The organism is Psychrobacter sp. P2G3 (genome assembly GCF_001593285.1).
Taxonomy (GTDB): Bacteria; Pseudomonadota; Gammaproteobacteria; order Pseudomonadales; family Moraxellaceae; genus Psychrobacter.
Genome location: NZ_CP012529.1, coordinates 3,280,449 through 3,292,946 on the forward strand (window position 1 = coordinate 3,280,449; position 12,498 = coordinate 3,292,946).

Genomic DNA, 12,498 nt, shown 5'->3' on the forward strand with positions numbered 1-12,498 from the left:
TCAACCTGAAATATCGAAGACCAGCAAGAGCATTATTGGCAATAAAAGGAATTTATTGATCATGTAAAGCTTAATGGTTAGCTTTTGCCGCAGCTTTACATAACACCAATTAACCATGGATGGGTAAGCTTATGATCATCAAAGTGCTTAATCAGCGTGTATGCACACTCACGCTATTGACGGTAGCAGTATCATTGGGATTGTCCGGTTGTTTCGGAGATGACGATGATAACTCTTACACTCCTTCTGTGACGTATTCAGCAGATATCCAGCGTACTGAATTCGGCATACCACATATCACTGCTAAGAATTATAAAGGTCTAGGCTACGGTGTAGGCTATGCTTTTGCTGAAGATAATATCTGCTCGTTGGCGCGTGAAATTGTGATTGCCAATGGTCAGAGCATGCTTTATTTAGAAGATGACGGTAACGTCGCTAGTGACATCTTTTATACGTGGTATAACTCCCAAACCCGACGTGCTGAATTCTTAGCGGCTCAAGACCCAGAAGTAATCGACGCTGTCAAAGGCTATGCTGCTGGCTATAGTCGCTATTTACGCGATAAAGGCGTGGCTAATCTTGACCCTGATTGTGCCGGAGCTAAATGGGTACGTGAAATCAGTGTCGATGATTTGCTAGCTCTTTATGGTAAAGCCAACTTGCGCGGTGGATTATCCAACTTTGTCGGTCCAATCGTTGCAGCAACGCCACCAGCACAGAACAGCATAATGAGTAGCTCTAGAATGCGTTCTATTGGCCCAGAACCCGAAGTTGAATTTGATATGACCACCATCAATGTACTAGATGGCGGCAGTAATGCTTATGCGTTAGGCAAAGATGTTACCGATACCAAAAGCGGTATACTATATGGCAATCCACACGAGCCGTGGAATGGAGTCCAGCGCTTTTATCAATTCCATCTTACCTTACCCGGTGAGCTTGACGTCATGGGTGCTGCCCAACAAGGTCAACCGTTCCCCAATATCGGCTTTAACAAAGATGTCGCTTGGAGTCATACTGTTTCTACCGCCAAACGCTTTACGCTTTATCAGTTGAGCCTAGTGAACGGCGACCCCATGAAGTACAACTATAAAAATAGTGACGGTAGTGTCGAACAACGTGACATCGAGAAGGTCGATGTGACTATCCAATTGCCTAATAATGAAACGTTGGTGCAGCCCATCTATCTTTCGCATTTTGGTCCTATGCTAGCGGTTGATAAGGTTAACGGTGGCTTGCCAGCTTGGGGTGCTAATAATTTGGCATTTACGATTCGTGATGCAGCATCGGAGAACCCACGATCACTTAATCAATGGCTGGGCATGAACAAAGCCACCAGTGTTGAAGATTTAAAAGATAGTATGCAAGATATCGTCGGCTTAGGGTTTGTTAATACCATTGCCACTGACAGAAATGGCAAAGCACTTTACGCTGATATCTCGACAGTACCTCACGTTACGGCACAAAAATTAAATACCTGTATTACCAATCAACCATATCTACAAGCGTTGGTTAGCTTCGACTTGCCAGCACTAAACGGCAGCACGGCTGACTGTGAATGGGGTAATGATGCAGACTCACCACAAGCGGGCATCTTTGGACGCTCAAACTTGCCATTCTTAATTCGTAATGACTATGTCGCCAACTCAAATGACAGTTATTGGTTGAGCAATCCTGAAGAGCCACTAACTGGTTTTTCACCACTGCTGCGTCGACGCTTGCAGCCATTTGTAGGGCCTAATCCTGTAAACGGTGTGCCGCTACTGATGCGTACTCGCATGGCATTTGAGCAGATACTAGATCGACTCGAAAATTCGGACGGTCTTGGTGGTACTAAATTTACTCTAGACAACCTTCAAGATGTCGTTTATGGCAATCGCAGTTATGTTGCCGAGTTGGTACTTGACGATGTATTAGCGGATTGTAATGCCAATCCAATCATGCCGTTAACCAGTGGTGCAACCATTGATGCCACTCAAGCTTGTAACGTGCTAACCAACTGGGATCGTCGTGACAATCTTGATAGCAAAGGCGCTCACGTATTTAGAGAGTTTTGGCGTAATGTCAACTTCACTGAAACAACTGATGCTGCGTTTAATGTTAAATTTGATGTGAATGATCCGCTCAATACGCCTCGCGATTTAATTATTGATAGTGATACGCGTAAAGCTTTAGGTGATTCAATCGCGTTTTTTAATGGCAAAAACATAGCCCTTGATGCCAAGTTAGCGGATCTACAATATGTAATCGATGCAGGCATGAACAACGCAAAAATCCCTATGCATGGTGGGCTAGGACGTGAAGGAATATTCAACGTTGCACAAGGTCAAGGTTTAAATGAGGATGGTACCTATAAACCAATTAGCAACGGTCCAACTTATATGCAGACAGTGACCTTTGATGATAAAGGGCCTGTTGTAGAAGCGTTGCTGGCCTACTCGCAATCGGCGGATACCACAAGACCGTATCACCGTGACCAAACGCGTCGCTACTCGAATAAAGAGTGGATTCGCCTACCTTTTAGCGCTAGTGAAATCTCCAATCAAGCAGTTGGTAATAAGATTAAATTAAGAGAATAGCTCTAGGCTAAATTGACGTAAATATTATAAACACATACATAAGACCTCAGATAAACTCTGGGGTTCTTTGCTTATCATCGAAAAAGTATATCTAATAACTGATTAACAACGACCGTAGTTTTCTAAAAACTAAATAGACTATTAGCCCTTATTCTATGCTACGAGGTTAAATCAGAGTGGCAGAAGACGAATTGACAATCAGTGAGCGCCAACACTTACAGTCTTTTTTGGAAAGTAATTCTGTGGACAATTAATTCGATAGCTATCGAGTCAATTATGGGGGTACAAAACCAATCAACCACCACAATATTAGTAAGGATTTGCTATAATAGTGGCTATATATTTAGCCACTAATGCCTTATCAAAAACTTTGATAAACCATGTTTTAGCCTTTAAAGTATGGCTATTTTTATTTTAGATGGATTTGGTATAAGGAATGCCCTATGAGTGAAGTGAACAGTAACACCCAGCAGCCTTACAACCATGCTAATGAGCAGCCTACTACGGTACGCCCTGTCATGCAGCCTGACAACCCTTATGCCAGTACGCGCGGCAGCATCATGACTAAACAGCTACCCGCATTCGATGAAGCTATGATCAATAAATACAACCGCTCAGGGCCGCGCTATACTTCCTACCCGACCGCCTTAGAGTTTTCACCGATGCCTGAGGGCCTTGAGACAAAAATTCTGCAGAATCGTGAAGCTCGTGCTCCGTTATCCTTATATTTTCACATTCCATTCTGTCGTCATCTTTGCTACTACTGTGCCTGTAATAAAATTATCACCAAAAAAAATAGCGACTCAGGCGATTATCTTCAATATCTCATCAAAGAGATTAAGCACAAACGTCGCTTATTATCTGCGCCAGAAGATAGTAGCAAGCCACTCGTTAAACAGCTACATTTAGGTGGTGGTACGCCAACGTTTTTGCGTGATGAAGAGATGGTACAGCTGTGGGAGTTTTTGCAGACGCAGTTTGATTTTTTACCTGAAGATGAAGGCGACTACTCTATTGAGATTGATCCACGTGAGCTAAGTGGTGAGACCTTAAAAGTATTACGCAACCTCGGTTTTAACCGAGTCAGCTTGGGCGTGCAGGATTTAGACGAGACCGTACAAATCGCGGTCAATCGCGTGCATTCAGCAGAGTTGATTGAAAACGTGCTAAATGCAGCGCGCGAATTGGGCTTTCACTCTATTAATATTGACCTGATTTATGGTCTGCCGCATCAAACGCCTGCAACCTTGGAAAAAACGGTACGCCGTATCATCGAGATGTCGCCAGATCGTCTGTCGGTATTTAACTATGCGCATCTGCCAGAGCGCTTTAAAGCCCAACGTCAAATTAAAGATGATGATTTGCCAGATCCAGCTGCTAAGCTCGCCATGCTTGGCAACACCATCAATACGCTGACCGAAGCTGGCTATCAATATATCGGTATTGACCATTTTGCTAAGCCTGATGACGAGCTGGCTGTCGCACAGCGCGAAGGCAAATTACACCGTAACTTCCAAGGTTATACCATCATGGGCGACTGTGATTTGCTAGGTTTTGGCGTCTCATCCATCAGTCAAATTGCCAATGCCAACACCCGCTATATCCTACAAAACGATACGGATCTACAAGCTTATCAAGCCAATATTGATGCGGCGCAAAACAACCCTGCTATCATGCCGGCGGTAAAAGTTATTAAAACCTCTATTAAAGATCGCTTGCGCGAATATGTGATTATGAATTTATTATGTCATGACTATATCGACTTTAAAGATGTGAATCAAAAGTTCGGTATCGATGCGATTACTTATTTTATTGATGAGATTTCGCAGCTTGGCGCAATGCAAGAAGATAGGCTCATTGATATGGATGCTGCTGGTATTCGTGTCTTACCGAAAGGTCGCCTTCTAGGACGCAACGTCGCTATGGTGTTTGATGAATATCTTGATAAGAAGCATAAAAATCGCTTTTCTAAAGTTATTTGATTTTATTATCTTCTAAATTAAAAAGTAGCCATAAAAAAGACCTCAGTTGAGGTCTTTTTCGTGTACGTTTATAGTCGTCTATCGTCTGTTAAACTTTCAATTTATCACCAACCATACCCTTAACCGTACTTAGGATATCAGCGGGTAATACTACCATTTTCGAATTATTAGATTCAGCCAACTGACGAATCGACTTGATATACTGCTCACCAAGCAAGTAGACAATCGGCATCTCCTCATCTCCCATGGCAGCAGTAATAAGACGAATCGACTCTTCAGACCCTTTAGCCAGTACGACTTGCGCTTCCGCATCACGACGTGAAGCCTCTAGGCGACCATCCGCTTCCAAGATAGCAGCCTGCTTTTGACCATCGGCACGCGTCACTGTCGCACGACGTAGACGCTCTGCCGCCGCTTGCTCTTCCATAGATGCTTGCATGGTTTGTGAAGGGTTAATATCTTGAATCTCTACCGTTTTTAGCGTGATGCCCCAGTCAGCGATATCTTCTGAAATTGCATGCTTGAGCAATGCTTTGATCTCATCACGACTAGATAATGCGCTGTCCAAATCCATCTCACCGATGATTGAACGCAATGAGGTTTGTACTAGATTGCGAATACCATATTCATAATCTTCGATACCATAAACTGCTTTATCAGGACGTACGATATTAATATAAGCAACCGCGTTAGCAATAATTACCACGTTGTCGCGGGTAATCACTTCTTGTGACGGAATATCTAATACAATATCTTTTGTCGTTACTTTATAGGACACCGTATCAATAAAAGGAATAATCAGCGTTAAACCAGGCTCTAGCGTTTGATTATATTTGCCTAAACGCTGCACGATCCATTTATAGCCTTGCGGTACGATACGCACTCCCTTAAAGACGGTCAGGGCAATTAAAGCAACTAATACCAGCATAACGATACTAATACTATTCATGCTACTCACGATGCTATTCATAATGCTCTCCTTGAACCATTGCCATAAATGGTGCAGCAATGTCTTATTTATTTAATCTCTACCATTCCGATGTATCTTACGCTCTTGCAAGTCATTGCTATGCTGAAAAGAAAACAATATCTCATGCTACTAAATAAACGTTGCCAATAAAATACTGAGACCGCTTACTTATCTGTAAACTTTTTTTTAAGACGATCTCTATCAAGACCAGGTTTATTAAGATTTAACCTATTAACCTGAGCTTTACTTGCGACAGGACGACTGCCAACAACAGGGGCAATATTAGGCTGATTAACGATAGGTGCTTCTATACGCTTAGTTGGCGCGACGATCAACTCATTACCACTGATATCAGTGACAATAACTCGATCACCTACTTCGACCGTTTCATCATGTGTCCGGCATGGCCATTCATCTGCACCCACAATGGGTACATTGAAACGTACCATTCCAAGTTTACCCGCTTGCGGCTTAACGACAATCATACCAGTTTCACCGATAATCACACTGCCACCCAATCCAGCTTTTGTACGGTCTATCGATAATGGCTTAATATATTTAACCCAAGCAAACATGAACAATACCGACAAAGCTAGCCAAATAATAACTTGTAATATTAAGGGGACAGGTAATAACCATGACAGAGCAGCAACGATAATAGCAGCAGCGCCAAACCAAAGGCTTGCAAAGGTAGGGATAAATATCTCAGCAATCATTAATAAAAAGCCCAATACCAGCCAGTGCCAAGGTTCAATCATCCAAATAGTCTCAATCATCAGCGTACCCTCCTTTGCAGTTCTAGCTTTTAATGTAGCACATTTTGTCGCTTAATAATGTCTTAAAAATCAATACAGTATTGTCATTCATGGGAATGATGTAGCTTGGTTTATGAAGATATAGTTTTCAAATAAATTTAAACAAAAAAAACGACCACATTAAGTGATCGTTTTTTCTGTTTTACTAAGCTTCGATGTCTATTTTTCTAAACTTGTCTATTAATAAGCTTAGAATTTTAGATTTGCACCTAAAGTCAGTAAAGTAATATCTTCAGCAACATAAGCATATTCAGTTTCAATGCTCATGTTAGGGTTAAAGTTATAACCTAAACCAATACCACCAGCAAGACCACTATCACTATCGCTTTCACTAATAGAATTTCCGAAATTGTCACTTAAAGAAGCATCAATTTCAGCTTTAGCAAACCCTAGTTTACCTTTGGCATATAGACCAGTATTAGGGAATTGATAACGGTAAGTACCGTAAGCACCATAAGTTTTAAGGTCATATTCAGCTTTAACGATACTAGTACCTGTGTCAATATCAGTGTCACTAGAGCCTACATACTCAACTTCAGCACCAAAGTTAGAATCGAAATTATAACCAGCATAAACACCATAAGCAGTAGGATCGTCTAAATCATCAGTATCTACCAAAAATTTACCAACTTTAACACCAACATACGGCTGCCCTGCATAGTTGACTGCCGCTTGTGCACTAACACTCATCAAAGAACCAGCTACTAAAGCCAGTAATGTTTTTTGTAAAGCTTTCATCATATTTCCCCAAAATAATTTTTAATCAATATTCTTATAAAGATTACTATTTACTATAAAACCATCTTATCCAAAAATGGTGGCGGTATATTAACAGGGTTAATTACTAAAGCAAACAACTGTTTTATCTTAATGGTATTAAGCAAAAAAAAACGACCACATTAAGTGATCGTTTTTTTGTTTTACTAAATCTTGAAGCTTATACTTTTTGGTTTATTCGCTAACAAGCTTAGAATTTCAATTGAGCGCCGACTGTCATAAGGTCTGCATCATTACCTAGCATGTCGTATTCAGCTTCGACACTAAAGTCTGAGTTAACTGAGTAACCAAGACCTACACCACCAGCAATACTGGTATCACTATCAGAGAAATTACGTGTCAAAGTACCTTTGCCTTCTACTTCAGTTTTAGCGACACCTAATTTACCTTTGGCATATAAGCCGGTATTTGGGAAAGCATAACGATAAGTACCATATGCGCCATAAGTTTTGGCATCAACTTCACCGTTATAGTAATCAGCATCATCTGAACCTACATATTCAGCTTCAATACCGAAGTTAGGGTCAAAGTTATAACCGCCATAAACACCGTATGCTGTTGGATCATCTGTACCAGAACGATCTAAGTCGAACTGACCAACTTTCACACCAACGTATGGTTGACCAGTGTAGCCATTACCATAAGATACAGCGGCTTGTGCGCTCACGCTTAATAAAGAACCAGCTGCTAACGCAAGTAGAGTTTTTTGTAGAGTTTTCATTGTTATCTCCTTGAAACGAAATTTGACAAACAAGTTAGTTATTAGTGTTGGCTGTTATAGCCATATCGCCTTGTTTGCTAACGATGAGTACATAGTAACAAACTATTTCAAAGACTCTGTCAGTGTTTAATAGTATGAGGGTTAAGATTTGCAAGTGTTTATCATCACTCTGGTTACAAACACCAAGATATGAAATTTTTTGTTACAAGTAGCTATTTTGTGCAATACTTCCCACTTATTAGTTAGATAATTAATGCCAAAAATTAGAAGTAAGGTAAAGGAATATATAAATATGGCAAGTTTTATAGTGGCGCAATTGCAAGAATCATTGACACACTTGAAATCCCAGCAGCAATATCGTCGTTTACCAAGCCTAGAACATCAGGGACGTTACGTAATTAACCAAGGCAACACTTTACTTAATATTGCCAGTAACGACTATCTAGGCCTAGGCTGCGACATTGAGTTGCAAACTGAGTTCCTAAATAAAGTAGAAAAGTTGCCATTGGCACAGCTACCTAAGATGAGTGCCACTTCCTCACGGTTGCTCACAGGGAATGATACACAGTTGCAAGCACTAGAATCTGAGTTGCAGAATTGGTATCAGGCAGCCGTCCGTAAACAAAATGCAGATAAGTTAAAATCGGTGTTGGTATTGAACAGCGGCTATCATGCTAATATTGGTATCTTGCCAGCACTAACGGCGCTACCAATCAAGACCCTTATTTTGGCAGACAAACTGGTACATGCCAGTATCATCGATGGACTACGTTTGAGCCAAAGCAAGATGGTCACTTATCGTCGCTACCGTCATAATGATTATGAGCATTTATCTAAATTTATTGCGCAAGCAGATCCAACTGTTGAGCGCATTATTATTGTCACTGAAAGTATTTTTAGTATGGATGGCGACCGTGCTGATTTGCTTCAGTTAGTGCAATTAAAAGCCAAAGATTCTCGCATTGAGCTTTATGTCGATGAAGCACATGCAGTCGGTATTTTAGGCGCTACAGGTTTGGGACTAGCAGAAGAAACACAAACACTGACCGACATCGATTACTTGGTCGGTACCTTTGGTAAAGCGTTTGCTTCAGTTGGTGCTTATATAATGTGTGATGATGTCGTCAAGCAATGGCTGATTAACACCATGCGCCCGCTGATTTTTAGTACTGCGCTCCCTCCTATCAATCATGCATGGACACGCTTTATCTTGGCAAAGATGCCAAAACTAAATGATCAACGCACACATCTAGCACAGTTATCTATGAAACTTAGTCAAGCCATCAATCACCTACATCCTGTGTCGTCAACTACCCAAAATATAAGCTATGATTCACCTATTGTTCCCTATATATTGGGCGATAATGGGCGTGCTCTGGCCAAAGCGCAACAACTGCAAGCGGCGGGATTTTACGCATTGCCTATCAGACCGCCTACCGTTCCTGCTAACACAGCTCGTATTCGTTTAGTCATGAATGCCAAACTGACGAATGAAGACTGCGATCGGTTGATACAACCATTATGATTCTATTATGCAGTAGAAGGCTAACTATATAGAGTCGCTCAAAGATAATTTGAATACTAGGAAGGCGAGTACAAGTACTGCCAATAGTAGACTGAGAGCGCTTAACACCGTATCCGATTTAGATAGGATTGACTATATCAAGCGACAATTGACTTACTTGGATGTGATAAACAATATGGAAATGCTCGCCACACCTTATAACTTCAGCGCCAGAAAACAGACCATCGCTCGTCATTTTTCTAATGCCAGCGACTATGATCAACATGCCAATATTCAGCAGCAAGTCTGTCAGTATTTATTGGCCAGTATTGCTCATAACAGACAAGATAGTGTGTTAGAAATTGGTGCAGGCACCGGTCAAATGACACGCCTACTAGCGGCATGTATTCAAAGTCAGCATTGGCTTATCAATGAGTTGTGCGCGGAACAAGCTACTACATTGCAATCAATTTTACCAACCGCCAAAATAGCGATTGGTGATGCTGAGACGATGGATTTCGAGAGACTACATAGCTTGATCATTAGTGCCAATGCGATACAGTGGTTTGATAACCCTTTAAGTTTTGTAGTGCAATCAGCATTGTGCTTACAAGCTAAAGGTCAATTGTTATTTAATACCTTTACTTCAAATAACTTTCTCCAAGTTAAAGCATTAACTGGTCAAGGACTACACTATCCAGATATTGATGAATGGCGATTTGCACTGGCTGATGCCGGCTTTGAGAAAATTCAGCTATCGACTCAGCGCTTTGATTTACCGTTTGCTAATCCCTACGCTGTATTGAAACATATGAAACTGACAGGAGTGTCGACCAATCTAACGCAGACCCAATCTACTAACTCCCAACCTTTTATATGGACAAAAGCACGTTTAAAACAATTTGAGCTGGATTATTGGCAGCATTTTTCAGCACAAGATGAAGATGGTCAGGCTTATGTTAATTTGACTTATGAGGTACTGACAGTGAATGCTTTTAAACCATAAAAACACAACGTATCGTGTAGTAATGATAATAACCATAAAAAAAACGCACCCCTAAGGATGCGTTTTTTTAATTTAATTACTTATGATTATATAAGTTCTTATTTTTTGTCTTCGTTTACTTCAGTAAACTCAGCATCGACCACGTCATCATCAGCTTGGCTACTATCAGCTGATTCAGCTCCTTGTTGGAACTGACTTGGATCCATACCTTCAGCGCCAGCACCGGCTTCAGCATAAATCTTCTGACTGACTGGCAAGAAAGCATTGTCTAACGCTTCAAGCTTCGCTTTGATGTCATCATGATCATCTTCTTTAGCAGCTGTTTCAAGCTCAGAGATAGCGGTTTCTACTGTTGATTTTTCTTCATCAGTCACTTTGTCTTCAGCTTCTTTCAATGCTTTTTGAACCGCATGGATACGACCATCAGCTTCGTTACGAACTTGCGCTAAGTTAGCGAATTTCTCATCTTCTTCAGCGTTGGCTTCAGCGTCACGCACCATTTGTTCAACTTCTTCATCCGTCAAGCCAGAGTCTGCTTTGATCTGGATGCTTTGTGCTTTACCAGTACCTTTGTCAGTTGCTGAGATATTCATGATACCGTCAGCGTTGATGTCAAAAGTTACTTCGATCTGTGGTAGACCTCGTGGCGCTGGTGGAATATCAGTCAAATCAAAACGTCCAAGCTGTTTGTTTTGATTGGCGATTTTACGCTCACCTTGATACACCTGAATCGTTACTGCTGGCTGGTTGTCTTCTGCCGTTGAGAATACCTGTGATTTCTTGGTAGGAATCATGGTGTTTTTCTCAATAACAGGCGTCATTACACCGCCCATCGTTTCGATACCTAGTGTCAATGGCGTAACATCAAGCAATAGTACGTCAGTTTTGTCACCAGACAATACCGCACCTTGAATCGCTGCACCAGCGGCTACTGCTTCGTCAGGGTTCACGTCTTTACGTGGCTCTTGACCGAAAAATTCTTGTACTTTTTTCTGTACTAGTGGCATACGAGTCTGACCACCGACTAAGATAACATCGTCGATATCGCTGAGTTTAATACCAGCATCTTCAAGAGAAATCTTACAAGGACCCATCGTGCGCTGAACTAGCTCTTCAGTTAGGCTCTCTAGTTTTGAGCGACTGATAGTGACGACTAAATGCTTAGGACCACTGCTATCAGCAGTAATATATGGCAAGTTCACTTCAGTGCTTTGCGCGCTTGATAACTCAATTTTAGCTTTCTCTGCCGCTTCTTTTAGACGCTGCATCGCAAGAGAGTCACCTTTAAGGTTCACGTCTTGCTCTTTTTTGAATTCAGCAACTAAATATTCAATCAAAGCTGAGTCAAAGTCTTCACCACCAAGGAATGTATCACCATTGGTTGCTAGTACTTCAAACTGCTGCTCGCCATCAACGTCAGCGATTTCGATGATTGATACGTCAAACGTACCGCCACCTAAGTCATAAACAGCAACCGTGCTATCGCCTTGCTTTTTGTCCATACCATAAGCAAGTGCAGCCGCTGTTGGCTCGTTGATAATACGCTTTACATCAAGACCAGCGATTTTACCCGCATCTTTAGTTGCTTGGCGCTGTGAATCGTTAAAGTAAGCTGGTACGGTAATAACCGCTTCAGTCACACTTTCACCAAGATAGTCTTCGGCGGTCTTTTTCATTTTTTTCAAGATTTCAGCAGAAACTTGTGGTGGTGCTAATTTCTTACCGTTAACTTCGACCCAAGCATCGCCATTATCAGCTTTAGCGATTTTGTATGGCACCATGCCGATGTCTTTTTGCACCACTTTGTCATCAAAACGACGACCGATCAGACGTTTGATTGCAAACAAAGTGTTGTTTGGGTTGGTGACTGCTTGACGCTTGGCTGACTGACCAACAAGCGTTTCGTCATCTTTATAAGCGACGATAGATGGTGTAGTACGTGTACCTTCAGCGTTTTCGATGATTTTAACTTTATCACCTTCCATTACGGCTACACACGAGTTAGTTGTACCTAAATCAATACCAATTACTTTACCCATAATTAATTACTCCAAATTTATTCTAGATTACTGTTTATAAGATTGCTGCTTATCTAAGCTACTTTGTATATTGGTTGCTAGGCGCATTTACTGTTCATACTATTG

8 protein-coding genes and 1 pseudogene are annotated in these 12,498 nt (G+C 41.4%); 4 read left to right on the forward strand and 5 right to left on the reverse strand.

Features of this window, described 5'->3' with window-relative positions; genetic code table 11:
- The first annotated feature begins 131 nt into the window (after nucleotides 1–131).
- Together AK823_RS13460 and hemN are read left to right on the forward strand one after the other, a co-directional pair.
- Entirely contained in the window at nucleotides 132–2,579 is a 2,448-nt protein-coding gene (locus AK823_RS13460; protein WP_068329917.1) for a penicillin acylase family protein, read from the forward strand.
- Nucleotides 2,580–3,022: 443 nt separating this feature from the next.
- Complete coding sequence (gene hemN / locus AK823_RS13465) at nucleotides 3,023–4,561, forward strand: oxygen-independent coproporphyrinogen III oxidase (protein ID WP_068329919.1); 1,539 nt, start codon at nucleotides 3,023–3,025, stop codon at nucleotides 4,559–4,561.
- A gap of 88 nt (nucleotides 4,562–4,649) precedes the next feature.
- On the opposite strand, the gene AK823_RS13470 is transcribed toward hemN, so the two are convergent.
- From AK823_RS13470 to AK823_RS13485, 4 genes and pseudogenes are all read right to left on the reverse strand, one after another.
- Nucleotides 4,650–5,510 carry an SPFH domain-containing protein gene (locus AK823_RS13470; protein WP_068039533.1) on the reverse strand — a complete coding sequence of 287 codons (861 nt, stop codon included), beginning with the start codon at nucleotides 5,508–5,510 and terminating at the stop codon, nucleotides 4,650–4,652.
- A 341-nt stretch (nucleotides 5,511–5,851) separates the two neighbouring features.
- Nucleotides 5,852–6,307, reverse strand: a pseudogene (locus AK823_RS13475) (NfeD family protein); the annotation flags it as partial.
- A 228-nt stretch (nucleotides 6,308–6,535) separates the two neighbouring features.
- Nucleotides 6,536–7,084 carry a porin family protein gene (locus AK823_RS13480; RefSeq protein WP_068038736.1) on the reverse strand — a complete coding sequence of 183 codons (549 nt, stop codon included), beginning with the start codon at nucleotides 7,082–7,084 and terminating at the stop codon, nucleotides 6,536–6,538.
- Between the two features lie 229 nt (nucleotides 7,085–7,313).
- Nucleotides 7,314–7,844 (reverse strand): porin family protein, encoded by a 531-nt coding sequence (locus AK823_RS13485; RefSeq protein WP_068038740.1) that lies wholly within the window; start codon nucleotides 7,842–7,844, stop codon nucleotides 7,314–7,316.
- A gap of 292 nt (nucleotides 7,845–8,136) precedes the next feature.
- On the opposite strand from AK823_RS13485, the gene AK823_RS13490 reads away from it, so the two are divergent.
- Both AK823_RS13490 and AK823_RS13495 read left to right on the forward strand, forming a co-directional pair.
- Complete coding sequence (locus tag AK823_RS13490) at nucleotides 8,137–9,369, forward strand: 8-amino-7-oxononanoate synthase (protein ID WP_068329922.1); 1,233 nt, start codon at nucleotides 8,137–8,139, stop codon at nucleotides 9,367–9,369.
- Nucleotides 9,370–9,544: 175 nt separating this feature from the next.
- On the forward strand, nucleotides 9,545–10,354 hold the full coding sequence (locus AK823_RS13495; RefSeq protein WP_068329925.1) for a methyltransferase domain-containing protein: 810 nt from the start codon (nucleotides 9,545–9,547) through the stop codon (nucleotides 10,352–10,354).
- A gap of 98 nt (nucleotides 10,355–10,452) precedes the next feature.
- Here the strand turns inward: AK823_RS13495 and dnaK are convergent, their stop codons facing one another.
- Nucleotides 10,453–12,393 carry a molecular chaperone DnaK gene (gene dnaK, locus AK823_RS13500; protein WP_068329927.1) on the reverse strand — a complete coding sequence of 647 codons (1,941 nt, stop codon included), beginning with the start codon at nucleotides 12,391–12,393 and terminating at the stop codon, nucleotides 10,453–10,455.
- Nucleotides 12,394–12,498 lie beyond the last annotated feature (105 nt).